At 71.4% G+C, this 22,916-nt stretch carries 23 protein-coding genes; 16 read left to right on the forward strand and 7 right to left on the reverse strand.

Annotated features, from left to right (window positions below):
* Window positions 1-275 precede the first annotated feature (275 nt).
* Complete coding sequence (locus tag JOF43_RS20840) at window positions 276-830, forward strand: hypothetical protein (RefSeq protein WP_209905051.1); 555 nt, start codon at window positions 276-278, stop codon at window positions 828-830.
* Between the two features lie 24 nt (window positions 831-854).
* Here JOF43_RS20840 and JOF43_RS20845 read toward each other — a convergent pair whose 3' ends face one another.
* Window positions 855-1,751 carry a DUF3097 domain-containing protein gene (locus JOF43_RS20845; RefSeq protein ID WP_209905052.1) on the reverse strand — a complete coding sequence of 299 codons (897 nt, stop codon included), beginning with the start codon at window positions 1,749-1,751 and terminating at the stop codon, window positions 855-857.
* A gap of 147 nt (window positions 1,752-1,898) precedes the next feature.
* On the opposite strand from JOF43_RS20845, the gene hrcA reads away from it, so the two are divergent.
* The 6 genes from hrcA (at window position 1,899) to JOF43_RS20875 (ending at window position 7,795) form a co-directional block, all read left to right on the forward strand.
* Complete coding sequence (hrcA, locus tag JOF43_RS20850) at window positions 1,899-2,909, forward strand: heat-inducible transcriptional repressor HrcA (RefSeq protein ID WP_209905053.1); 1,011 nt, start codon at window positions 1,899-1,901, stop codon at window positions 2,907-2,909.
* A 109-nt stretch (window positions 2,910-3,018) separates the two neighbouring features.
* Entirely contained in the window at window positions 3,019-4,152 is a 1,134-nt protein-coding gene (gene dnaJ / locus JOF43_RS20855) for a molecular chaperone DnaJ (RefSeq protein WP_209905054.1), read from the forward strand.
* Between the two features lie 16 nt (window positions 4,153-4,168).
* A complete protein-coding gene (locus tag JOF43_RS20860; RefSeq protein WP_209905055.1) occupies window positions 4,169-4,957 on the forward strand; it encodes a 16S rRNA (uracil(1498)-N(3))-methyltransferase in 789 nt (262 codons plus the stop codon).
* A 168-nt stretch (window positions 4,958-5,125) separates the two neighbouring features.
* The gene (locus tag JOF43_RS20865) at window positions 5,126-6,121 is read left to right on the forward strand and encodes an ABC transporter ATP-binding protein (protein ID WP_209905056.1); all 996 of its coding nucleotides are present in this window, start codon (window positions 5,126-5,128) and stop codon (window positions 6,119-6,121) included.
* The gene (locus JOF43_RS20870; protein WP_209905057.1) at window positions 6,118-6,945 is read left to right on the forward strand and encodes an ABC transporter permease; all 828 of its coding nucleotides are present in this window, start codon (window positions 6,118-6,120) and stop codon (window positions 6,943-6,945) included. The genes JOF43_RS20865 and JOF43_RS20870 overlap by 4 nt, the downstream gene beginning before the upstream one ends.
* 22 nt (window positions 6,946-6,967) lie before the next feature.
* A complete protein-coding gene (locus tag JOF43_RS20875) occupies window positions 6,968-7,795 on the forward strand; it encodes an ABC transporter permease (protein WP_209905058.1) in 828 nt (275 codons plus the stop codon).
* Between the two features lie 17 nt (window positions 7,796-7,812).
* Here JOF43_RS20875 and JOF43_RS20880 read toward each other — a convergent pair whose 3' ends face one another.
* A complete protein-coding gene (locus tag JOF43_RS20880; RefSeq protein ID WP_209905059.1) occupies window positions 7,813-8,355 on the reverse strand; it encodes an NADPH-dependent FMN reductase in 543 nt (180 codons plus the stop codon).
* A 77-nt stretch (window positions 8,356-8,432) separates the two neighbouring features.
* Here JOF43_RS20880 and JOF43_RS20885 point away from each other — a divergent pair, with 77 nt between their 5' ends.
* The 6 genes from JOF43_RS20885 (at window position 8,433) to leuA (ending at window position 14,708) form a co-directional block, all read left to right on the forward strand.
* Window positions 8,433-8,795, forward strand: coding sequence for a histidine triad nucleotide-binding protein (locus JOF43_RS20885; RefSeq protein WP_209905060.1), 363 nt, complete (start codon window positions 8,433-8,435; stop codon window positions 8,793-8,795).
* A 6-nt stretch (window positions 8,796-8,801) separates the two neighbouring features.
* Window positions 8,802-9,872, forward strand: coding sequence for a PhoH family protein (locus JOF43_RS20890; RefSeq protein ID WP_209905061.1), 1,071 nt, complete (start codon window positions 8,802-8,804; stop codon window positions 9,870-9,872).
* Complete coding sequence (ybeY, locus tag JOF43_RS20895; RefSeq protein ID WP_209905062.1) at window positions 9,869-10,330, forward strand: rRNA maturation RNase YbeY; 462 nt, start codon at window positions 9,869-9,871, stop codon at window positions 10,328-10,330. The genes JOF43_RS20890 and ybeY overlap by 4 nt, the downstream gene beginning before the upstream one ends.
* A 58-nt stretch (window positions 10,331-10,388) precedes the next feature.
* The gene (locus tag JOF43_RS20900) at window positions 10,389-11,726 is read left to right on the forward strand and encodes a hemolysin family protein (protein WP_209905063.1); all 1,338 of its coding nucleotides are present in this window, start codon (window positions 10,389-10,391) and stop codon (window positions 11,724-11,726) included.
* Complete coding sequence (gene era, locus JOF43_RS20905; RefSeq protein WP_209905064.1) at window positions 11,719-12,693, forward strand: GTPase Era; 975 nt, start codon at window positions 11,719-11,721, stop codon at window positions 12,691-12,693. Before JOF43_RS20900 ends, era begins: the two co-directional genes overlap by 8 nt.
* Window positions 12,694-12,995: 302 nt before the next feature.
* On the forward strand, window positions 12,996-14,708 hold the full coding sequence (leuA, locus tag JOF43_RS20910; protein ID WP_245354888.1) for a 2-isopropylmalate synthase: 1,713 nt from the start codon (window positions 12,996-12,998) through the stop codon (window positions 14,706-14,708).
* A gap of 95 nt (window positions 14,709-14,803) precedes the next feature.
* Here leuA and JOF43_RS20915 read toward each other — a convergent pair whose 3' ends face one another.
* Complete coding sequence (locus tag JOF43_RS20915) at window positions 14,804-15,802, reverse strand: EamA family transporter (protein ID WP_209905066.1); 999 nt, start codon at window positions 15,800-15,802, stop codon at window positions 14,804-14,806.
* 175 nt (window positions 15,803-15,977) lie between these two features.
* Between JOF43_RS20915 and JOF43_RS20920 the strand changes: the two genes are divergently transcribed.
* From JOF43_RS20920 to JOF43_RS20930, 3 genes are all read left to right on the forward strand, one after another.
* Window positions 15,978-16,904: a LysR family transcriptional regulator gene (locus JOF43_RS20920; RefSeq protein ID WP_209905067.1), complete on the forward strand. Its 927-nt coding sequence runs from the start codon at window positions 15,978-15,980 to the stop codon at window positions 16,902-16,904.
* A 69-nt stretch (window positions 16,905-16,973) separates the two neighbouring features.
* The gene (locus JOF43_RS20925) at window positions 16,974-19,268 is read left to right on the forward strand and encodes a M28 family peptidase (protein ID WP_209905068.1); all 2,295 of its coding nucleotides are present in this window, start codon (window positions 16,974-16,976) and stop codon (window positions 19,266-19,268) included.
* A gap of 100 nt (window positions 19,269-19,368) precedes the next feature.
* Window positions 19,369-20,142, forward strand: coding sequence for a methyltransferase domain-containing protein (locus JOF43_RS20930; RefSeq protein ID WP_209905069.1), 774 nt, complete (start codon window positions 19,369-19,371; stop codon window positions 20,140-20,142).
* Window positions 20,143-20,171: 29 nt separating this feature from the next.
* Here JOF43_RS20930 and JOF43_RS20935 read toward each other — a convergent pair whose 3' ends face one another.
* Genes JOF43_RS20935 through JOF43_RS20950 form a run of 4 tightly spaced genes read right to left on the reverse strand, consistent with a single transcriptional unit; the run spans window position 20,172 to window position 22,889 of the window.
* Complete coding sequence (locus JOF43_RS20935) at window positions 20,172-20,873, reverse strand: 4'-phosphopantetheinyl transferase family protein (protein WP_209905070.1); 702 nt, start codon at window positions 20,871-20,873, stop codon at window positions 20,172-20,174.
* Complete coding sequence (locus JOF43_RS20940; RefSeq protein ID WP_209905071.1) at window positions 20,870-21,667, reverse strand: ABC transporter permease; 798 nt, start codon at window positions 21,665-21,667, stop codon at window positions 20,870-20,872. The genes JOF43_RS20935 and JOF43_RS20940 overlap by 4 nt, the downstream gene beginning before the upstream one ends.
* Entirely contained in the window at window positions 21,664-22,680 is a 1,017-nt protein-coding gene (locus tag JOF43_RS20945; protein ID WP_342592249.1) for an ATP-binding cassette domain-containing protein, read from the reverse strand. Before JOF43_RS20945 ends, JOF43_RS20940 begins: the two co-directional genes overlap by 4 nt.
* Entirely contained in the window at window positions 22,677-22,889 is a 213-nt protein-coding gene (locus JOF43_RS20950; RefSeq protein WP_209905073.1) for an MbtH family protein, read from the reverse strand. The genes JOF43_RS20945 and JOF43_RS20950 overlap by 4 nt, the downstream gene beginning before the upstream one ends.
* Between the last annotated feature and the right edge of the window lie 27 nt (window positions 22,890-22,916).

A 22,916-nucleotide genomic window follows, 5' to 3' on the forward strand; every position in this document is an offset into this window, starting at 1 on the left:
AAGATCGTGTGAACCCCCCCGCGGGCTTCGGTGAGGGGACGCAGTGATCATGGACGGACGAGCAACTCGCCGCGCGGCCCTCGTCCTGGGGGCCGCCGCTGTGCTCGGTACCAGCGGCTGCGGGTCCGACGCCCCACGATCCTCACGGATGCGCTTCGCGCGGCTCTCCGGGAACGTGGGCATCACCAGCGGCGATGCCGCGACCGCCAACCTGATCGTTGTCGCCCCGACGCGCGATCCCGTCTGGTCGGGGATCCACGAGCTGGTGGTGGTCAATGACGCGCCGGAGGGCGGCGATCGCGGGGGACGCCGCGGAGATCATCCCCGGAACGGACAAGGGTGGGCTGCGCGCCGGAACCCTAGCCGTGAGCATCCCGAGCGATGTGAACGACTTCGACCTCAGGACGGTGCGTGTCGTGGTCGACGAGGGTGGGGAGGCAGTACCCCATGACGTCGGCGACTGGCGGATGCACCGGCCGGAGTCCCGACCGACCTTCGAGAGCTCGGGTGAGTATCCAGCGAGCCTCCCCGGGGGCGGGGAGGTCGTCCTCGGTCTCCGGAGCGCCTCGGGGACCGAGGCTCAGGTGACGGGGGTCGACACGGGCACTGCGGGGTTGGCCGCGCGCGACGTCCGCGCCGACTTCGCGGAGGGCGGAGAGGGCACGGTGACCTTCACCCTCGAAGTCGATGACTCCTACGATCTCTTCGCGTTCAGTCCCACACTGACCGTGGACGAGGGAGGGGCGAGGCGCGAGGAATACCTCGATCCCGTCCTCGTGGGTTACCTCGACCTCACCGAGGAGGACGTTCAGCGGATCGCCTCGAGATGACCTCCGCTGCCTTCCCGACGGAGGTCAGGACGGGTCGACCGTCACGAAGTCGATGAGCTCCTCGATGCGCCCGGACAGCGAGGGCTCGACGTCCGCGTAGGAGCGGACGGTGGACAGGATCCGCTGCCAGCCGATGCCCACATCGGCCTTGTCCGCATGGGGCCAGCCCAGTGCCGCCAGCGAGCCGACCTTGATGTCGGTGCCCTTGGGGATGTGCGGCCAGGCCGTCAGTCCGACGCGGGCCGGCCGCACGGCCTGCCACACGTCGACGTAGGGGTGCCCCAGCACCGTGACATTGCCACGGGCGCCGGGCAGCTTCATGACCTCGGCGGCGATGCGCGACTCCTTGGACCCGGGGACCAGGTGGTCGACCAGGATGCCGAGGCGCCGCCCGGCCGACGGGGCGAAGTCCTGGACCCGTTCGACGAGGTTGTCGGCGCCTTCGAGCTGCTCGACCACGATGCCCTCGAGGCGCAGGTCGTGACCCCACACCTTCTGGACCAGCTCGGCGTCGTGGGTGCCCTCGACCCAGATCCGGGAGGCGCGGGCGGTACGCGCCCTCGCCCCCTCGACGTAGACCGAGCCGCTCGCGGAGCGCTTGCGGACCGGGGCCTGCGCACGCGGCGCCGGGCGGGTGAGCAGGACGGGCTTCCCGTCGATCATGAAGCCCGGGCCGAGCGGGAAGGTGCGGCGCTTGCCGCGCCCGTCGTCGAGCTCGACGACCAGCTCGCCGGCGATCTTCTCCACGCGGGTGATCGCGCCGGTGAAGCCGGTCGAGGCCTCCTCGACGACAAGGTCCCGCTGGGCGGGCACCTCGCGGGCCGCGGGGCGGCGGCGATGATGGGTGGGCGGACCGGCGGACAGCACGTCGCGGCCGTACCGGTCGGGGAAGCGATCGGAGGGTGCAGGCACGCGCGACACCTTACCCGCGTGGCGAACACCTCCCCGCGAGCATCGCCGGAGGCGCGTAGGATTGGCACTCGGCACGTGCGGGTGCCAGCCGTCGCGATCGCGACGCTGGTCACGCCCGTCGGCCCCCGGACGACAGGTACGCACGGAACGCAGGAGGTGAGGGACACGGACGCCCGGAAGCTGCAGATCCTCGGTGCGATCGTCGAGGACTACGTCTCCACCCGTGAGCCCGTCGGCTCCAAGTCCCTGCTCGACCGCCATGAGCTGGGGGTCTCCGCCGCCACCGTGCGCAACGACATGTCGTCGCTCGAGGAGGAGGGGCTGATCCATCAGCCGCACACCTCGGCCGGTCGCATCCCCACCGACAAGGGCTATCGCGCCTTCGTCGACCACGTGGCGACCGTCAAGCCGCTCTCGGCCCCCGAGCGCCGCGCCATCGGCACCCTGCTGGAGGACTCCGGTGACGTCGAGGAGCTCCTCGGCCGCACCGTGCGCCTGATGGCCCAGCTCACCCAGCAGGTCGCGATGGTGCAGTACCCGGCCCGACGCCAGGCCCGGATCCGCCACGTCGAGCTGGTCAAGGTCGCCGACTCCCTGCTCCTGGTGGTGTTGATCACGGAAGCCGGGCGGGTCGACCAGCGCACCGTCCCGGTGTTCGCCGCTCAGCCGGCCGAGTACTACGTCGACCTGCGCGACCAGCTCAACCGGGCCATCTCCGGGCGGGAGGTCACCGACCTCACGGCGCCGGTGAACGATCTGCTCGAGACCATCCCGCCGGCGGACCGTGCCGCGGTTCAGGAGGTGGCCGACGCCCTCGTCTCCCTGGCGGCCACGCGGGCGGAGGACCGGATCATGCTGGCCGGGACCGCCAACATCGCCCGCTCCGCCGAGGACTTCGCACGGAACGTGGAGCCCCTGCTGGACGTGCTCGAGGAGCAGCTGGTGCTGATGCGCCTGTTCACCGAGATGCACGCCTCACCAGGCTCCGTCGAGGTGCGGATCGGCTCGGAGCTGCACGACCGGGCGCTGCACCAGGCCGCGCTCGTGGGCGCCGGATACGGTGCGGGCTCGCACCTGGCGATCCTCGGCCCCAGCCGCATGGACTATGCCGCCGGCATCTCGACCGTCCAGGCCATCGCCCGCTACGTGTCCCGCTACCTCGAATGACCTCCCGGCGCGTGCCCAGCCGCGTCCACCCGCCAGCCCTCGCCACCCCGTGCCCGATGCCGCCCGCCGCGGCCCGGCCACTCCGACTCCCCGGTAAGGAACCCTCACCGTGAACGACGACTACTACGAGCTCCTCGGCGTCTCCCGCGACGCCTCCACCGAGGAGATCAAGAAGGCGTACCGGAAGCTCGCCCGGACGCTGCACCCGGACGTGAACCCCGATCCGGAGGCCGCGGAGAAGTTCAAGAAGGTCTCCCAGGCCTACGAGACCCTCGCGAACGCCGACAAGCGCCGCCAGTACGACATGGGCGGCGGCCCGGGCATGGGCGGAGGCGGTTTCGGCGGCTTCGGCGGCGGTGCCGGCTTCGACGTCAACGACATCTTCGACATGTTCGCCGGGGCGGCGGGCATGCGCGGTGGCCGGGGCCAGGGTCCGGTGCCCCGCCAGCGCCGCGGGGGCGACGTGCTGCGCCGGGTCAAGATCGACCTGCGTGACGTCGTCTTCGGCACCGAGCAGGAGGTCACCTTCCGCACGGCCGTGAGCTGCGAGCGCTGCGACGGCTCCTGCTGCGAGCCCGGCACCAGCCCCACCCGCTGCAGCGCGTGCAACGGCTCGGGCCACGTCCAGCGCGTCGCCCAGTCCCTGCTGGGACAGATGGTGACCATGGCCCCGTGCCCCACCTGCGAGGGCCACGGCGACGTCATCGAGAACCCCTGCACCAGCTGCTCCGGCCACGGCCGCACCCCCTCGGAGCGCAGCGTCACCGTGAAGATCCCCTCCGGCGTCGAGAACGGCACCCGCATCCAGCTGCGGGGGGAGGGCGAGGTCGGCGAGGCCGGCGGTCCCTCCGGTGACCTGTTCGTCGAGCTCGCCGTCACCGATCACGAGGTGTTCGAGCGCGACGGCGAGGACCTCGTGATCACCATGGCGGTGCCGATGACCTCCGCCGCGCTCGGTGCGACGATCCCGCTGGAGACCTTCGACGGCACCCAGGAGATCGACGTGAAGCCCGGTTCACAGCCCGGGGACGAGGTCAGCCTGAAGGGTCTCGGCGTGACCCCGCTGCGGCGTGAGCGCCGCGGTGACATCCGTGTGGTCCTCGATGTCGACGTGCCCACCTCGCTCAGCGAGGAGGAGCGCGACCTGCTCCAGCAGCTCGCGGCGCTGCGCGGCGACGAGACCACCCGGCGCAAGGGCCACGGACCCTTCTCCAAGCTCCGCGACCGCCTGCGCGACCTCTGAGCGCAGCAGCCCTGAGATGCCCACCACCCCGCCCGGGTTCCTGGTCCTCGACGACGCCCTCGCCGGCGCGCGCGAGGGCGAGAGCCTGACCCTGGCCGGGGAGGAGGGCAGGCACGCCGCGAAGGTCGCCCGCCTCGGGGTGGGCGAGCAGATCCTGCTCACCGATGCCCCCGGGCGCCAGGTGCTCGCGGAGGTCACCGCCGCCCGCAAGGAGGCTCTGGACCTGCGCCTGCTGTCGGTCCCGACTCCCGCCGTCCAGCGACTGCCGCGCCTCACGCTGGTGCAGGCCCTGGCGACCGGTGGGCGCGACGAGCAGGCCGCCGAATCCGCCACCGAGCTCGGCGTCGACCGGGTGGTGCCCTGGATCGCGCGCCGTTCCGTCTCGGTGTGGCGAGGGGACAAGCTGGTCAAGGGCCGCGCCCGATGGGCAGCGACCGTGCGGGCCGCGGTCAAGCAGTGCCGGCGCCCCGGGATCCCCACGGTCGACGAGCCCGTCACCACCGCGCAGCTCGCCGAGCTCCTGGGCGGGATGAGCGCCGAGCAGACGATCGTGCTGGTCCTGCACGAACAGGAGTCGGTGGGTCTGATGAGCCTCGCCGAGCAACTGCGTGGGGCGAGCCCCCAGGGGGTCGAACAGATCGTCGTGATCGTCGGCCCCGAGGGCGGCATCGATCCGGGCGAGCTCGAGGCCCTCCGCGCAGCCGGGGCCCGCTCCGTGCTGCTGGGTCCCGAGGTGCTGCGTTCCTCGACGGCGGGCCCCGCGGCGCTCGCGGTGCTCAGCAGCCTGGTGGGTCGCTGGGGCTGAGCGGCGCGCGGCACGGCGCGTAGCTCTCTGCACTGCGGCTCTCCGCTGCCAGTGGATTCCTGAAACCCTGCAACAGGGCGCTCGCGGTCTCCTAGGATCAGTCGTCATGAGCCCAGACGCCCGCCACTGCCTGCGCGCCGCGTCGAGCAGGACGGGCGGCGACCGCCGATGATCCTCGCCGAGAACCTGGTCAAGGAGTTCACCCGGCCGAAGCGCGTCGAGGGCCGCTTCTCCGCGCTGCGGTCCTTCTTCAGCACCGACACCGTCACCACCTGCGCCGTGGACGACATCTCCCTGCGCATCGACGACGGCGAGATCGTGGGCTATCTCGGTCCGAACGGGGCGGGGAAGTCGACCACCATCAAGATGCTCACCGGCATCCTCGTGCCCACCGCCGGGCACATCGAGGTCGAGGGCATCGTGCCGTGGAAGGACCGTCGGGCCAACGCCCGCAGCATCGGCGCCGTCTTCGGCCAGCGCACCCAGCTGTGGACCGACCTGCCCCTGCGGGAGTCCTTCGAGCTGATCGCCAAGCTGTACGGGCTGGATCCCGTCGACTACCGGCGCTCCCTGGAGACCTTCGTGGACCTGTTGGAGATGGGGCCGTTCCTGGACACCGCCGTGCGCTCCCTGTCGCTGGGACAGCGGATGCGCGGGGACATCGTCGCCGCGATGCTGTACCGCCCACCGGTGCTCTATCTCGACGAGCCGACCGTCGGCCTCGACGTCGTGGCCAAGGCGCGCATCCGCGACTTCATCGCCGAGCAGAACCGCACCGAGGGTACGACGGTGCTGCTGACCACGCACGACATCGCCGACGTCGAGCAGCTCGCCCACCGCGTGGTGATCATCGACGAGGGGCGGATCCTGTACGACGGGGGTCTCGACAGCCTCCGCGCCCGCTATGCGCCCTTCCGCGAGATCGTCATCAGCGCACCGGCGGTCCCCGAGGACATCGACATCGCGGGGCTGGCCCTGACCCGACTGGTCCCGGCGGGCGACGAACTGCGCGCCACCTTCCGCTTCGACCCGGCGGAGCTCCCGGCCCCGGCGGCGATCGGGCGCCTCACCGGCGCCCTGGAGATCACCGACCTCGCCTCCCGGGAGCCGAATGTGGAGGACGTGATCCGGCGCATCTACACCGACCGGGGCGTGAAGGCATGAGCGTCGCCGTGCAGCGGCCGCAGGGCCGGCTGCTGGTCGACGGGATCTCCGCCTCGATCTCCCACGCCGCCCGCGCCCAGTTCGCCTTCCGCGCCTCCACCTGGACCGGGATCGTCGGCTGCGTGCTCCAGGTGATCCTGGTGCACCTGGTGTGGAGCGCCGTCTACGGCTCGCGCACCGACGTCGCGGGCGTCGCGCAGGTCGATGCGATCACCTACGCGGTGCTCGGGGTGCTGACCACCACCCTGTTCCAGCCGTTCATCTTCGACTCGATGCTGGGGCGGCTGCGCACGGGGGCCATCGCCTTCGACGTGATGCGACCGATCTCCGCCGTCCCGCTGGCCTTGGCCCGGCAGGTGGGCGGCACCGTCGGCCAGCTGCCGGCCGCTGCCACCGCGCTCGTGGTCGGTCTCGCGCTGGGCGCGATCGCCCTGCCGGGAACGTGGCTGTCGGGCCTGGCCTGCCTCCTCTCCCTGGCACTGGGCTTCGCCATCGCGCTGCTGGTGAACTTCACCGTCGGCTTGGTGGGGTTCTGGACCCTCGAGGTGGGCGGCGCGTTCCTCATCTACCGGATGCTCGCCCAGTTCTCCTCCGGGGCGCTGATCCCGCTGTGGTTCATGCCCGACTGGCTCACCGGCGTGCTCACCCTGCTGCCCTTCTCCGCGCAGGTCTTCGTGCCGCTGTCGATCTACGTGGACCGCGCTCCGGGATGGCACACCGTCCAGGCGATCGGACTGCAGGCACTGTGGATCCTCGTGCTCATCGCCCTCGCCGCCCTGGTGTGGCGGCGGGCCGTGCGACGCCTGGTGATCTTCGGTGGCTGAGGCGAGCGCCGGGACCCGGCCGATGCGACGAGGCACCCTCGCCCGCCCGGTGCCGCCCTGGCGCACCTACGCCATCCTGCTCGGGGCGACCTGGCGCAGCATGCGGGTGCACCGCGTGAACCTGGTGCTGACGTTCCTGGGCAGCGCCGCGCTCCAGGGGACCCAGCTGGCCTTCATCGGGGTGCTGCTGGGCGCCTTCGGCACCATCGCGGGCTGGGACGTGTTCGAGGTGGCGTTCCTGTACGGGCTGCGGCTGACCGCGCACGGGGTGTGCACGATCAACTTCGGCCAGCATCGCGCCAGTGCGCAGGTCGTGCGCGACGGGGACTGGGACCGCTACCTGCTGCGCCCGGCCTCGCCGCTGATGCAGCTGCTGACCCGCTTCTTCAACCCGGGCACCCTCGGCGACCTCGTGCTCGGGCTGGCGATCCTCGGCGTGGCCGCCTCCCAGGTCGGCGTCGACTGGACGGCCGGCGCGGTGGCATACCTGGCGCTCGCGGCGATCGGGGGAGGGCTGGTCGAGGCGGGATTGCAGATCGGCATCTCCGGACTGGACTTCCGGATGGGGCCGACGACGCGGGTCAAGGACACCATCGACCGGGTGCTGACGGACTTCGGGGCCTACCCCATGACGATCTTCGGCACCGCCGGAACCTACCTGCTGACGTTCCCGCTCCCACTGGCGTTCATGGCCTACCTGCCCGCCGCGATCGTGCTGGGCCACGAGGGGGAGCTCGTGGTGCCCACCTGGTTCGCACTGATCTCGCCTCTGGCCGGACCACTAATCCTCGTCGCCGGTGTGATGGTCTTCCGGTACCTCTCGAGGTTCTACGCGAGCCCCGGGCACTGAGGTGGCTCGCGAACGCGTCAGCTGACGGGGGAGAGGACCTTCTGCTCGACCGCGGCGAGGGCGGCCTCGAGCGCGGCGGCCTTCTCCTCGGTGACGAACAGCTCGCCCTCGACCGAGAGGTCCTCGCGGAAGCCGAGGCCGATGCTGCCCACGAGATCGGAGCCGACACGGCCCATCAGCGCCTCCAGCAGGGGGAGCACCTCGTGCGCCGCGCCCCAGCCGTAGCCGACCAGCACGGTGGGCAGGCCGTTCCACTCGGCGTAGAGGAAATCGACGGCGTTCTTCAGCGAGCCCGTGTAGGAGCCGTTGTACTGCGGGGTGAGGATGACCACGGCGTCGAGCGCGCCGATCCGCTCGCCCCAGCTGAGGCCGTGCGCGGTGGTCTTGTCCGCGCCGGACTTCGGGCTGGTCGGCTCGTCGAAGGAGGGCAGTGCGATGTCGCGCAGGTCGATGAGGTCGAGGTCGAACCGTTCCCCGGCGGAGTCGGCGACCCACTGGGCCACCTTCTCACCGACGCGGTTGGGGCGGGCGCTGCTGATGATGATTCCGAGCTTCGTCATGATGGTTAAAACTTCTCATACATGAGGGAACTTCCCAACCGGGCTGTGCGAAGAGTCGCTCCCGTAGACTCCGGGGTATGGGAGAGACAGCCACCGGACGCCGGGACCCGGACTGCGTGTTCTGCAAGATCCTGGCGGGAGAGATCCCGTCGGATCGTGTGTACGAGGACGAGACGGTGATCGCCTTCAAGGACCTCAGCCCGAAGGCTCCCGTCCACGTGCTCGTGGTCCCGCGGGAGCACCGGCGCGACGTGCGGGAGCTCGCGGAGCAGCCCGAGCTGCTCGCCCATGTCGCCACCGTGGCGGGGGACATCGCCTCTCACCAGGGCAGCGGCGACTTCCGGTTGCTCTTCAACACCGGCCCCAGCGCCGGACAGACCGTGTTCCACGTGCACGCGCACGTCCTCGCGGGCGGGACGCTCGCAGAAGGAGAGATGTGACGGATCTTGGCTGATGCCCTCACCCCGACGCCCGGCCGCACCCCCGAGGTGCACGAGCGGAAGCTGGCGATCCCTGACCACCTGAGCCCCTTCCAGGTGCTCGGCGAGAACGACCAGGCGCTGGCCGCTCTCGAGGACGCGGTGCCCGACACAGACGTTCATGTGCGGGGCCATGAGGTCACGCTGCGCGGCACCGACGACGCCCTGCGGCGCAGCGAGCACATCATGCGCAGCCTCATCGAGCTGGCCGGCACCGGCCAGGCCGTCACGGCCGAGGCCGTCCAGCGCGCCGCGAACCTCTACGGCGACGACCGTGCCTCGGACCAGAAGCTCGACCAGGTGCTCTCGCGCACCGTGCTGTCCTCGCGCGGGCGCAGCATCCGCCCCAAGACGCTGGGCCAGCAGAAGTACATCGATGCGGTCGAGTCCTCGACCGTCACCTTCGGGATCGGCCCCGCCGGCACCGGCAAGACCTATCTGGCCGTCGCCATGGCGGTCCAGCAGCTGCTGAGCAAGCAGGTCAACCGGATCATCCTCACGCGGCCCGCGGTGGAGGCGGGGGAGCGGCTGGGCTTCCTGCCCGGCAGCCTCAACGAGAAGATCGACCCGTACCTGCGCCCGCTGTCCGACGCGCTGCACGACATGCTCGACCCGGAATCGATCCCGCGCCTGATGGGCGCCGGCACCATCGAGGTCGCCCCGCTGGCGTACATGCGCGGGCGCACCCTCAACGATGCCTTCATCATCCTGGACGAGGCCCAGAACACCACGCCCGAGCAGATGAAGATGTTCCTGACCCGTCTGGGCTTCAACTCCACGATGGTCGTCACCGGCGATGTCACCCAGGTCGACCTGCCGGGTTCGCAGAAGAGCGGGCTGCAGGTGGTCGAGCAGGTGCTCGGCGGGATCGACGACATCTCCTTCTGCCGCCTCTCCGCCCGCGACGTGGTCCGCCACCGGCTGGTCAGCGACATCGTCGAGGCCTACGGCCGGTGGGAGATCGGCCCCGGCGGCAACCGCGACGCCCGCCACCGCCCCGCCACCCGGCATCACGAGCAACGAGAGTCCTCCTCATGACCATCGAGATCCGCAACGAGACCACCGCCGAGGTCGACGAGAACGAGTTCGTCGACCTGGCCCGCTTCGTCCTGGACGCGATGCACCTGCATCCCGCCACCGAGATGTCGATCCTCTTCGTCGACGAGGAGGCGATGGAGAAGCTCCACGTGCAGTGGCTCGACCTTCCCGGCCCCACCGACGTCATGAGCTTCCCGATGGACGAGCTGACGCCCGGGACCGCCGAGCACCCCGCGCCCGAGGGCCTGCTCGGCGACGTCGTGCTGTGCCCGAGCGTCGCCGCCGCGCAGGCCGCGGAGGCCGGGCACAGCGCCGTCGAGGAGATGCTGCTGCTGACCTGCCACTCCATCCTCCATCTGCTGGGCTACGACCACATGGAGGAGGACGAGCGCACGGTCATGTTCGACCTCCAGCGCAAACTCCTGCTGACCTTCCTGGCCTCCCGGGCCGCGAGCTGATCGCCCCGCCGATGCCCCGACCCGACCCTGCCCCTGTCCCCGTGGGACGGCGCCGCGCATGCTGACCGCCCCGCTGCTCGTGCTGATCCCCCTGGGCCTGGTGGCGCTGGTGGTCGCGGCCGTGCTCACCGCGGTCGACGCGGCGCACCAGGCCGTCTCCCGCGGATCCCTCGAGAAGGCCCTCGCCGACCAGCCCCCGGCGGTCCGTGAGCGCGTCCTGACCCAGCACGGCGACGGTCCGCGCACCCTCGCCTCGGTCTCGCTGGGACGCATGCTCGCCGAGGCCGTCACCGTCGCCTCGATCGCCGCGATCACCTTCCTGGTGTTCGACCGGCTCGGCGCCGAGAGCGCCTGGGCGGTGCCGCTGCTGATCACGATCGTGCTGGCCGGACTGCTGCTGCTCGTCGTGCTGGCCATCTCCCCCCGCACCATCGGCCGTGACCGCCCCGAGTCGGTGCTGATCTCCACCCGCGCCCTGATCACGGTCGCACGCTTCGTGCTGTGGCTCCCCGCGAGCGCGCTGACCAGCGTCGGTGAGAACCTCGCGGCCCGGCCCGGGGCCGCCGAGAACGCCGAGGACGGCGCCGAGAAGGCGCGGCAGAACGTCGACCGCGCCCTCGAGGACGAGCACGTCCCGGCCGGGGAGCGGGACATGATCCAGGGCGTCTTCGAGCTGCGCGAGACCATGGTGCGGGAGCTGATGGTGCCCCGCACCGACATGGTCGCCCTCGACGTGGACACCTCGGCGGCGAAGGCGATGCGCCTGTTCGTCCGCTCCGGCTTCTCCCGCATCCCGGTGATCGGCGAGAGCGTCGACGACCTGCGGGGGATGCTCTACGCCAAGGACGTCATGAAGGCGATCCACTCGCCGTGGGACCCGCGCCCCGACCGCGGCGCCGGCGAGATCATGCGCCCGGCCCGCTTCGTGCCGGAGTTCGTCGCGGCCGACGAGGTGCTGCGGCAGATGCAGACCAGCCACGTGCACATCACCGTGGTGGTCGACGAGTACGGCGGCGTCTCCGGCATCGTCACCATCGAGGACATCCTCGAGGAGATCGTGGGGGAGATCGCCGACGAGCACGATCCCGCCGAGCCCGAGATCGAGGATCTCGGCGACGGCCGCTTCCGGGTGCCCGCCCGGGCCGGGCTCACCGAGGTCGGCGAGCTGTTCGACCTCGACCTCGAGGACGACGACATCGACAGCGTCGGCGGACTGCTGGGCAAGGTGACCGGCCAGGTGCCGATCGTCGGCTCCCGCGCTGAGACGCACGGTCTCGTGCTCGAGGCCGAGAAGACCTCGGGACGGCGCCGCCGCCTGTCCACCGTGATCGTCTCCCGCGCCCCGGAGCAGGGCCCCCACCCCCACGATGCCCACCAGGAGAGCACCGATGACTGATCCCCTCACCCCCGCCGGCGGGGACGACCTCCGCCCCGCGCACCGCGCCGGTTTCGTCGCCCTGGTGGGCCGCCCCAACGTCGGCAAGTCCACGCTGACCAACGCCCTGGTGGGGGAGAAGGTCGCGATCACCTCCAGCAAGCCGCAGACCACTCGCCGCGCCATCCGCGGCATCGTCACCGGCGAGGACTCCCAGATCATCCTGGTCGACACCCCCGGCGTCCACCGCCCCCGCACCCTGCTGGGCGAGCGGTTGAACGATCTGGTGCGCGAGACCCTCAGCGAGGTCGACGTGGTCGGTTTCTGCCTGCCCGCCGACCAGAAGATCGGCCCGGGCGACCGCTTCATCGCCCAGGATCTCGCGGAGATGCGCAGCGGCCGGCGCGGCCCCCGGGTGGTCGCCGTCGTCACCAAGACGGACCTCGTCGGGCGCGACCGCCTTGCCGAGCACCTGATGGCCGTCGACCAGCTGCTGGACGTCGACGAGATCGTCCCGATCTCGGCCGTGACCGGGGAGCAGATCGAGCTGCTCGTCGAGGTCATCGCCCGGCAGCTGCCCGAGAGCCCGCAGCTGTACCCGGACGACCAGCTCACCGAGGAGTCCCGGGACGACCGGATCTCCGAGCTGATCCGCGAGGCCGCCCTGGAGGGGGTGCGCGAGGAGCTGCCGCACTCGATCGCCGTGGTCGTCGAGGAGGTCGTCGAGACCGACCCCGACGGCGACCCCTTCGCCGAGGTGGCTGAGGGTGAGGGCCGCCTGGTGGTGCGCGCGACGCTGTTCGTCGAGCGCGACAGCCAGAAGGGGATCATCATCGGCAGGGCCGGGGCCCGGCTGAAGGAGGTCGGCTCCCGCGCACGGGCCGAGATCAACCAGCTGATCGGCCGCACGGTGCATCTGGACCTGCGGGTCAAGGTCGCCAAGGAGTGGCAGCGCGATCCCAAGCAGCTGGGCCGCCTCGGGTTCTGAGGTGCCGCCGGTGCCGCGCGGAGCGAGGGCGTTCGCATCGTGAGCGTTCCGAAGCCCTCGGCTTGACGGTGCTACCGTGAGAATCATGCGTGGATCGCTGCTCCTGCTTAGCCGCCGCGACGGGACCTGAACGCCGGGACCCCGCCGCGGCTGACGTTGCGTCCGGCGACCGGTACCCCAGCGAGAAGGATCCCCTCATGACTGACTCCACGATCACCTCCGCCCCTGAGATCGCCGCCATCGGTGACGCGTCGGCCCCCGTCGTCGGCGCCTCGGGAGACGCCCCGCAGCAGCCCTCGGGCATGCCCACCCACAAGTACCTGCCCTTCCACGAGCAGATCCGGGTGGAGCTCCCGGACCGCACCTGGCCCACCCGCCGCATCTCTCGCGCCCCGCGCTGGTGCGCCGTCGACCTGCGCGACGGCAACCAGGCCCTCATCGACCCCATGAACTCCGAGCGCAAGCTGCGCATGTTCGAGCTGCTGGTGGCGATGGGCTACAAGGAGATCGAGGTCGGCTTCCCCGCCGCCTCGACGACGGACTTCGACTTCGTGCGCACCCTCATCGAGGAGGACCGTATCCCCGAGGACGTCTCGATCCAGGTCCTCACCCAGTCCCGCGAGCACCTGATCGAACGCACCTACCAGTCGCTGGAAGGGGCGAAGCGCGCCGTCGTGCACCTGTACAACTCCACCTCCGTGGTCCAGCGCGACGTCGTCTTCCGGGCCGACGAGGACACCGTTCTCGACATCGCCGTCCAGGGCGCGCTGCTGTGCAAGAAGTACGAGGAGACGATCCCGGACACCCAGATCACGTACCAGTACTCGCCGGAGTCCTACACGGGCACCGAGCTGGAGTACGCGCTGCGGGTGTGCAACGCGGTCATCGAGGTCATCAAGCCCACGCCCGAGGACCGCATGATCGTGAACCTCCCGGCCACGGTCGAGATGGCCACCCCCAACGTGTACGCGGACTCGATCGAGTGGATGCACCGCCACCTGGATCGTCGTGAGGCGATCGTGCTCTCGCTGCACCCGCACAACGACCGCGGCACCGGCGTGGCCGCCGCGGAACTGGGCTACCTCGCCGGCGCCGACCGCATCGAGGGATGCCTCTTCGGCAACGGCGAGCGCACCGGCAACGTCGACCTGGTGACCTTGGGCCTGAACCTGTTCACCCAGGGCATCGACCCGCAGATCGACTTCAGCGATCTCGACGAGGTGCGCCGCACCGTCGAGCACTGCAACCAGATGCCGGTGCCCGAGCGCAGCCCCTACGGGGGCGACCTCGTGTTCACCGCCTTCTCCGGCTCCCACCAGGACGCCATCAAGAAGGGCCTGGAGCGGATGCAGGGCGATGCGGAGACCCGCGGCGTCGACGTCGATGACCTCGTGTGGCGGGTGCCGTACCTGCCCGTGGACCCGAAGGACCTCGGCCGCTCCTACGAGGCGGTGATCCGGGTGAACTCGCAGTCCGGCAAGGGCGGCATGGCCTACCTGCTGCGCACGGAGCACGGCCTGGATCTGCCGCGCCGCCTGCAGATCGAGTTCTCCGGCATCGTCCAGCAGAGGACGGATTCCGACGGTGGCGAAGTGAGCCCGGACTCGCTCTGGGAGGCCTTCACCGACGAGTACCTGCCGGCCACCGAGGAGTCCAAGCGGTGGGGCCGCTTCGCGATCACCTCGATCCATCAGGAGTCCACCGGCGAGGGCGCGGACCGCATCACGGTCGTGCTGGTGGTCGGCGGCGAGGAGCACGAGGTCACGGGCATCGGCAACGGCCCGCTCGACGGCTTCGTCAAGGCCCTGGCCGAGCGCAAGATCGACGTGCGGATCCTCGACTACGCCGAGCACGCCCTCACCGAGGGCGACGACTCCCTGGCCGCCTCGTACATCGAGTGCGAGATCGGCGACCGGATCTTCTGGGGCGTGGGCGTGGACGGCTCCATCACCCGTGCGTCCCTCGAGGCGATCATCTCCGCCCTGAACCGGGAGCAGCGCGCGCAGCAGCGCTGAGGCGCAGCACCTCGTGCGGCGTGCCCCCGCGGCAACTGCCGCGGCGTCGTGAAAGGTACCGGGTGAGTGGCACCATTCACGACGTCGCACACCGGTCAGTCGCGCGAGGTCTCGCCGCCCGCGTCCCCGGCGAGGTGCGGGTCCCCAGCGAGATCCTCGTCGGGGAGCACCACCGGCATCTCCCCGGTCACGGTCGCGTGGGTGGGGATGGGCATGTCCCAGCCCGGCTCCTCGTCGATCGGCTGCGGCTCGTCGGGGGCGCCGCTGCGAGCGGTCAGCGTCACCCCGACGCTCGCCCCGACCACCAGGACCGCGGCCAGCACGCGCAGCGCCGTGGCGTCCTGTCCGATGATCAGCACACCGGTGATCAGCGCCAGGACTGGTTCGAGGCTCAGCAGGATGCCGAAGGCGTGGCGGGGCAGGCGCCGCAGTGCCGCCAGCTCGAGGGTGTACGGGAGGACGGAGGCCATGATCGCGGTGGCTGTCGCGAGCGCCAGCAGGCGCCAGTCCATGAGGCCGACGAGAGCGCCCTCGGTGCCCAGGGGCAGCACGGTCAGGGCGCCGACGGCCATGGCGATCGCGAGGCCGTCCTGTCCGGGCACCAGGCGACCCACCCGGGCACTGGTGAGCACGTACAGCCCCCAGAAGACCGCGGCGATGAGGGCGAACATCACCCCGACGAGGTCGAGGGACGCGGCCCCGGTGAGGGACTCGACGCCGAACAGGCTCACCCCGGCCAGGGCGAGCGCCACCCACAGCAGATCGCTGCGGCGGGTGGACAGGACCGCCGCGACGGTCAGCGGCCCGAGGAACTCGAAGGCGACGGCGGTGCCGAGCGGGATCCGGTCGATCGCGGCATAGAAGTTCCCGTTCATGCCGCCGACCACGACGCCGAAGAGGATCATGGCGATCCACTGCTGCCGGGTGAAGCTGCGGACCCTAGGGCGCACGATCACCAGCAGGATGACCGCAGCGATGGCCAGGCGCAGCGTGGTCGTGCCGAAGGCGCCGAGCTCGCCGAACAGCTGGGTCGCGAGCGCGGCACCGATCTGGAGCGAGCTGCAGGAGCCCAGGACGAAGAGGATGGGGGTCATCGGCAGGCCACCCCCGGCGCCGCCCGGAGTCGCACCCACTGCCGGCACGCTACCGGTCGAGGGGGAGGTCGAAGAAATAGTCACCCTGACACTGTGCCGCGGAGGTACCGCCACGTCTAGCGAATGTTTTCAAGGGGTACCATGAAGTAGAACTGCACGGTCGTCGGAGGTCGCCATGTTGAATCTGCATCGCCTGTTCCTGCTGCACGAACTGCACAGGCTGGAGACGATGTCGGCCGTCGCGCAGACCCATTCGATGTCGCCCTCGGCCGTGTCCCAACAGCTCTCACACCTGGAGCGGGAGACCAAGGTCACGCTGTTCGAGCAGGCCGGGCGCCGGGTCGTGCTCACCGATGCCGGGGCGCGGCTGGCCCGCCGGGCGGAGGAGATGCTGGGCCTGCTGGAATCCGCGGAGGGCGAGCTGAAGGACGCCCAGGGCGACGTCGGGGGCGTGTTGCGCGTCGCCTCCTTCCAGACCCCTCTGATCGCCCTCGCCCCGGCCGCCATCAGTGTGCTCGAGCAGCGTCACCCGCAGCTGCGGATCGAGCTGGCCCAGCGGGAGGTCGAGGGCGCCTACGAGGGACTGCTCGCCCATCGCTTCGAGGTAATCCTGGGGGAGGACTACCCGGGCGGGCAACGGGTGGTGCGACGGGGCACCGACCGGGAAGGACTGCTGCGCGACCCTATGCTGCTGGTGCTGCCCGACCACGGTCCGTGGTCGCGGGCGCGGACCATCGCGGACCTGGCCGACGCCCCGTGGGCACTGGACCCCGAAGGTGCCCGCACCGGGATCTGGGAGCGCACCTACCTGCGCACGGCCGGCGTCGAACCGTGGGTCCGCTTCGACACCCCGGATCCGCTGCTGCAGGTCCACCTGGTCCGCTCCGGGCACGCCGTCGCCTTCGTCCCGGGGATCATCGCCTCCGAACATCTCGGCGGCACCCGCCCGGTGCGTCTGCCCGGCGATCCCCATCGCTCGCTCTACACCGCGGCCCGGGCAGGCGCCGCCTCCCACCCCTCCCTGCTGGCCTTCCGGGCCGCACTCCTCGAGGCCGGCGGGATGGTCACGGAGCTGCAGGGCCTCGAGCGTCTCGCCGCGTGAGCGCCTCGGCCGAGCGTCTCCTCCGTCAGGAGGGCGCGCGGGGACGGATCGGCCCTGTAGAACAGTTCTATGACGACGCAGCTCGGCCGCAACGCGCCGAACGGACCCGCCGCGGGCGACCCCACGGAGCCCACTGACCCCACGGACGACGGTGCGCGGGAACCCGGTCCCCGTCGCCGCGGCCGCGGGCTCCTGCGATGGCAGGTCCCAGCCCTGCTCGCCGTGCTCCTGCTGGTGGCCGGGCTCGGGTTCGCCTCCCGCGGGGTGACGGAGCCTCGGGGCACCGACGCCCCCGAGCACGTCTTCAGCGCTGCCCGCGCCACCGCAGCGACCTCGCAGATCGTCGATGAGCCCCACCCTGTCGGCAGCGACGCCAATGCCGAGGCCCACGCGGACCTCGCGGAGCAGCTGGCCGGCCTGGGCTTCGAGACGACCTCTCAGGAGTCCCTCGGGATGCGAGCGGTCGGCGATCAGGGGACGGCCGGGTACACGGACAATCTCCTCGCCACCCGGCCCGGCACCGACCCGACCGGCACGATCGTCCTGGCCACCCACATCGACTCGGTGCCGAACGCGCCGGGCGCCGCCGACGCCGGGGTCGGGCTGAGTGTGATCCTGGAGACCGTCCGGGCGCTCGGTCCCGAGGCGCAGCGCAACGACCTCGTCATCCTCCTGGTCGACGGGGAGGAGCGCGGCCTGCTCGGAGCCCAGGCCCATCTCGACGCGCGCGCCGGGGAGCTGGCCGAGCCCGTGGTGGTGCTGAACCACGAGGCCCGTGGCGTCTCCGGTCGCCCGTTGGTCACCCGCACGAGCGGACCCATGCACGCAGTCCTCGGCTCGATGCCGCACCCCGAGTTCGAGTCGTTCTGCGACGCCCTGTTCGGCATGATGCCCAACGACACCGACTTCACCGTCTACCGTGCCGGAGGCTGGTGGGGGATGGACATGGCGATCATCGACGACGCGTGGGCGTACCACAGCCCGCAGGACGACGCCGAGCACCTCGATGAGGGCACCTTGCAGCACTACGGCGAGATGACCCTCGCCCTGACCCGCGACCTCACCGCGCGGGACCTCACCGCTCTGCAGTCCCGCACCGACGAGGAGCCCGTCCAGACCACCGCCCCCTGGGGCATCGTCAAGCTCCCCCCGCCGCTGGTCACCGCCGCCGGAGTGCTCGCGCCCCTGGCGGTGCTGGCCGCCGTGCTGGTCCTGCGTCGACGCGGGGAGCTCACGCTGCGCGGCACCGCGCTCGGAGCGCTGACCGGACTGATCGCCCTGCCGCTCAGTGCGGCCGCCGCCGTCATGGCCTGGCAGACCGCGGCCGGGGCGAGCCCGCAGATGCTCTCGCAGACCACGGGCGAGCCCGTGCGCGCCGAGCTGTTCCTCCTCGCCGACGTCCTGGCCGGCGCGGTGGCGGTCACCCTGTGCTGGGTGCTCGCCCGGTTCCTGATCAGCCGTACGGCCCTGCTCTCGGGAGCCGCCCTGGTCACGACGGCGCTGCTGGCGGCGCTGGCCGTCTCCTCACCGCAGCTGGGCAGCTCGATGATCCCGCCCGCGGTGATCGCCGCCGTCGGCTTCCTGCTCACCACCGTGCTCCCACCAGGCGTGGGCCTCGCCGTACGAGCTCTCACGCTGCTGCCGACGGGGTGGATGCTCGGCACCCAGGTCTCCTCCCTCATGGAGTTCGGCATCGCGTCCTCCTCGGGCGGGCTCGCCGGGACCGTGCTGGTCGGGCTCGCCGCCGCCGCACCGCTGCTGCGGGACGGGCGCGCAGCCGGGCACTGCCGTGCACGTCGGGCCCGGCGGCTGCTGGTCCCGGTGCTGGCGGCCGTCCTGACCGCCGCGGCCCTCGTCGGTGGCACCGCGCTGAGCCTGGCCGCTCCGGAGCCGGTCCAGGAGGGCGTGCTCGCGCAGGTCGACGGGCGCAGCGGGGAGACCACCTGGGACGTCAGCGGCACGACCGAGTGGGGTCGCGCGCTCGACGGCACCCGCGCCACCTCCGACCTCCCACCGCCGAGCGTCGAGACCACCCCGGGCGCGGAGCCGCAGGAGGTCGAGATCGTCCTCGCCTCCCCACGCGAGGCCGCGCAGTTCGAGCTCTCCCTCGACGAGGGTGCCCTCCGCGAGGTCCGCCTCGACGGCGAGCCGCTGGAGGCCGAGGAGCCCACGACCGCCCTGCAGATCGTCGGCGTCCCGCAGGACCAGGAGGTCACCGTCACCGCCACGGTGCCCGACGGGGCCGAGCTCACGGTCCTCGAGACCACCTATGACCCGAGCCTCGCCGATGGATGGGTCGAGCCCGGGCCGGAGGTCTCCCTCATGCAGCCGCGGCTGCGCATCGCCGTCACCGAGGGGGTCTGAGACGGGGCAGTGGTGCCCGATGGTCGACGGCGCTGCCCCGGTGATGTAGCTTGACCTCAAGATAAAGGCGAGGGGCCCACACACGACGGAGGGAGCGGCCATGGCGCACGCCTGGAGCCCGGAGCAGTACCTGCGGTTCGGCGACGAACGGGGAAGACCCTTCATCGACCTCCTTGCGCGCGTGGACGCCGAGGCCCCGGAGCTGGTGGTCGACCTCGGCGCCGGGCCGGGGACCCTCACCACCGTCCTCGCCGACCGGTGGCCGTCGGCCCGCGTGCTCGCCGTGGATTCCAGCCCGGAGATGATCGCCCGTGCCGAGTCCGTGGCAGGGATCCACGCCGAGCTCGGCGACCTGCGCACCTGGGAGCCCCCGGCGCCGGTCGACGTCCTGATCAGCAACGCAGCGCTGCAATGGGTCCCGGATCATCTCGAGCAGCTCCCGCGACTGGCCGGCCTGCTCGCCCCGGGCGGCGTGCTGGCCCTGCAGGTCCCCGGCAACTTCACCGAGCCCAGCCACACCATCCGCCGCGAGCTGGCCGCCGAGGAGCCCTACGCGGGGCACCTCGCCGGCATCGCCCACCCCGACTCCTACGACGCGAGCACCTACCTCCGCACGCTGCAGGGCCTCGGGCTCGAGGTCGACGCCTGGGAGACCACCTACCTGCATGTCCTGTACGGGCCGGACCCCGTCTTCGAGTGGGTCTCCGGCACCGGAGCCCGGCCCACGCTGCAGGCGCTGCCGGCGAACCTGCGCCCCGCCTTCGAGGCCGAGTTCCGGGCGCGGCTGCGCGCGGCCTATCCAGATCACGGTTGCGGAGTGCTGCTGCCCTTCCGCCGTGTCTTCGCGGTCGCGCGCCGTGGTTCCCGTCCGTAGGGACTGCAGGAGAGGTGGCCTGACGCTGCTCACCCGGCCGGGAGCACGTCGGCGAGGTCGATCTCGTGCACCGGGACGATCGCCGAGGCCGCGACGGCCTGCGGCACGGTGCTCGGGAGGCCGCGCACGTGCAGACCCTGCACCTCCCGGGGTGCGTCTGCGGCCACCGACCACCAGGGTGCTTCTGCCGGGGAACGGCTCACCAGGGCTATACGCGAGGGATCGATCCTCAGGCCGACGCCCGCTGCTTTGAGCAGGGCCTCCTTGCGGGCCCACAGGGAGATGCCAGATCGCAGACCGTCGGTCTCGCGGTGCTGGCGTTCGCGCGGATGGCGGACGGCGGCGTCGAATCCCGGCCAGAGGGAGATGGGAGGATCCTGCACGTCCACTCCGACCTGCACCTCCTGCGCGGCGACCGCCACCAGCACCTGATCCTGGGACGTGGAGCCGGACAGCGACATCCCGGGGGCACGAGGGCGTCCGTGCGGCGCTCCGCAGCGCTCGCACGCACGCTCCACGACCATGTCCTGGGCACAGGTGGGTGCCGCGCCGAGCACATGGGCCAGCAACAGGCGCAGCGCCGCCCGGCCGGCCAGGGTGCGGTCGCCGTGGAAGCCGCGTCGTGCGCGAGCGGCGACGAGGTCCTCCGGTGCCACGAGGGCCTGCGCGCCGCCCGTTCCCCGCGTTCCTTCGAGCACTGCTGTCACCGTGGTCGACAGGACCCTGATCATCGTCGACTGATGCGCCGGTACTGGACGACCGCTGCGGGAGCGAACACCGCAATGATGACGACGCAGCTGATGACTGAGTACAGCACCGGGTTGTCGCCCGGCCACCCACCCGGACTCTCGAAGCCGGGTGGGACCTCATTGCCGAACCCCTGCCGCGCGGCGGTCGCGACCGCGGTGATCGGGTTCCAGCGTGCGATGGCCTGCAGACCGGAGGGGAGGGAGTCCGCGGAGACGAAGGCGCCGGAGATGAAGCACACCGGGAACAGCCACAGCAAGCCGAGGCTCTGCGCCACCTCCACGGAGCGGGCTGTCAGGGCGATGAGGGCGCCCACCCAGGAGACGGCGAAGGCGAACAGCAGCAGAAGGGCGCAGGCCAGCACTACTGAGCCCGGCCCCGTCGAGGCCCTCCAGCCGATGGCGAGCCCGCAGCCGAGGATGACGAGCACCGAGATCGCGCTCATGACCAGGTCGGAGACGGTGCGGCCGAGTATCACCCCCACCCGCGACATCGGCAGGGCGCGGAAGCGGTCGATGAGGCCGGACTGCAGGTCCTTGGCGAGGTACACGGCGGTGAAGGAGGAGTTGAAGGTGAGGGTCTGAGCGAGGATGCCGCCGACGAGGTACTCCCGGTAGGCGCCTCCACCCAGCGTGCCGCCGAACACGTAGGCCAGGATGATCACGAACAGGATCGGCTGCGCGATCCCGGTGACCAGAGCTCCCGGGGTACGGCGCAGACCGATGAGGTTTCGGCGGGCGATGACGGCGCCATCGCGCACGGCACGCACCGGCCTCATCGTGCGGCCTCCGCGCGGCGTGCGGAGCTGACGTCGGCGCCGAGGTGGTGCGCCCCGGGTGCGTCCGGCTCCGGGACGGGCTCAGGGGCCGGGCCGCCGGTGAGACCGAGGAAGACCTCGTCGAGCGTGGGGCGTCGCAGCGCGGCCTCCCCGACGTCGATCCCGGCGCTTTCGAGGACGGTCAGCACACGCGAGAGTCCTGGTCCGCCGACGTCGGCGGCGAGCGTGAGGCGTCTGCCGCGCTCATCCGTCTCGGCGTCGTGCCCGGCGCGGGCGAGAGCGGCCTGCGCCGCGGCGCCGTCAGAGGCATCGGCGAGGGCGATGTCGACCCGGGAGCCTCCGACCTGCTTCTTGAGTGCGGCCGCTGTGCCGTCCGCGACGATGCGGCCGCGATCGATCACGGCGATCGAGTCGGCGAGTTGATCAGCCTCCTCCAGGTACTGCGTGGTCAGCAGCACGGTGACACCGTCCGCGGTCAGGGAGCTGACCGCGTCCCAGGTGTCGCGGCGACCTCGCGGATCGAGCCCCGTCGTGGGCTCGTCGAGGATCACGACCGGGGGGCGGGCGATGACGGCACCTGCGAGGTCGAGCCGACGGCGCATCCCGCCGGAGTACTGTCCGGCCAGCAGGGTGTCGGCGACGTCGTCGAGACGGAAGTCGTGGAGCAGCTCGCGGGCGCGGTCCGCGGCGGCGCGCCGCGGCATGCCGTACAGGCGGGCGACCATGCGCAGGTTCTCGGATCCCGTCAGCTTCTCGTCGACGGCCGCATACTGCCCGGAGACACCCAGGCTGCGACGCACGCTGTCCGGGTCGGTGCGAACCGAGTGGCCTTCGACCTGCGCGTCGCCCTGATCCGGCACCAGGAGGGTGGTGAGCACCCGCACGATCGTGGTCTTGCCCGCGCCGTTGGGGCCCAGCAGGCCCTGCACGGTGCCCGGGGGCACCTCGAGATCGACCCCGTCGAGCGCTGTCCGGTCGCCATAGTGCTTGACGACGCCGCGCAGGGATATCACGAGGCGGCTCGCGCTCCGTCGTCCAGGCGCCGAGGTGTGATGTCGAGCCAGGAGGCGTCGACGTACGCGAGGCATTCGGCATGGGCCCCCGGGCCGAAGACGGCAACCCACCCCCGGGGCAGGTCTGCGGTCTCGGGCCACAGCGAGTGCTGTCCGCGCTCGTTCACGAGGACGCGGAAGGTGGCGTCGGTGTCGTCGAAAGGGTTCATCCTGTGGTGGTCCCGTCTCCATCGGTG

The organism is Brachybacterium sacelli (assembly GCF_017876545.1).
GTDB lineage: Bacteria > Actinomycetota > Actinomycetes > Actinomycetales > Dermabacteraceae > Brachybacterium > Brachybacterium sacelli.

Coding starts and splice junctions, on each gene's coding strand:
- JOF43_RS20840 (WP_209905051.1), top strand. CDS start 276: ATGACGCGCCGGAGGGCGGCGATCGCGGGGGACGCCGCGGAGATCATC.
- JOF43_RS20860 (WP_209905055.1), top strand. CDS start 4,169: ATGCCCACCACCCCGCCCGGGTTCCTGGTCCTCGACGACGCCCTCGCC.
- JOF43_RS20865 (WP_209905056.1), top strand. CDS start 5,126: ATGATCCTCGCCGAGAACCTGGTCAAGGAGTTCACCCGGCCGAAGCGC.
- JOF43_RS20870 (WP_209905057.1), top strand. CDS start 6,118: ATGAGCGTCGCCGTGCAGCGGCCGCAGGGCCGGCTGCTGGTCGACGGG.
- JOF43_RS20875 (WP_209905058.1), top strand. CDS start 6,968: ATGCGACGAGGCACCCTCGCCCGCCCGGTGCCGCCCTGGCGCACCTAC.
- JOF43_RS20880 (WP_209905059.1), bottom strand. CDS start 8,355: ATGACGAAGCTCGGAATCATCATCAGCAGCGCCCGCCCCAACCGCGTC.
- JOF43_RS20885 (WP_209905060.1), top strand. CDS start 8,433: ATGGGAGAGACAGCCACCGGACGCCGGGACCCGGACTGCGTGTTCTGC.
- ybeY (WP_209905062.1), top strand. CDS start 9,869: ATGACCATCGAGATCCGCAACGAGACCACCGCCGAGGTCGACGAGAAC.
- JOF43_RS20900 (WP_209905063.1), top strand. CDS start 10,389: ATGCTGACCGCCCCGCTGCTCGTGCTGATCCCCCTGGGCCTGGTGGCG.
- era (WP_209905064.1), top strand. CDS start 11,719: ATGACTGATCCCCTCACCCCCGCCGGCGGGGACGACCTCCGCCCCGCG.
- leuA (WP_245354888.1), top strand. CDS start 12,996: ATGCCCACCCACAAGTACCTGCCCTTCCACGAGCAGATCCGGGTGGAG.
- JOF43_RS20915 (WP_209905066.1), bottom strand. CDS start 15,802: ATGACCCCCATCCTCTTCGTCCTGGGCTCCTGCAGCTCGCTCCAGATC.
- JOF43_RS20920 (WP_209905067.1), top strand. CDS start 15,978: ATGTTGAATCTGCATCGCCTGTTCCTGCTGCACGAACTGCACAGGCTG.
- JOF43_RS20925 (WP_209905068.1), top strand. CDS start 16,974: ATGACGACGCAGCTCGGCCGCAACGCGCCGAACGGACCCGCCGCGGGC.
- JOF43_RS20930 (WP_209905069.1), top strand. CDS start 19,369: ATGGCGCACGCCTGGAGCCCGGAGCAGTACCTGCGGTTCGGCGACGAA.
- JOF43_RS20935 (WP_209905070.1), bottom strand. CDS start 20,873: ATGATCAGGGTCCTGTCGACCACGGTGACAGCAGTGCTCGAAGGAACG.
- JOF43_RS20940 (WP_209905071.1), bottom strand. CDS start 21,667: ATGAGGCCGGTGCGTGCCGTGCGCGATGGCGCCGTCATCGCCCGCCGA.
- JOF43_RS20950 (WP_209905073.1), bottom strand. CDS start 22,889: ATGAACCCTTTCGACGACACCGACGCCACCTTCCGCGTCCTCGTGAAC.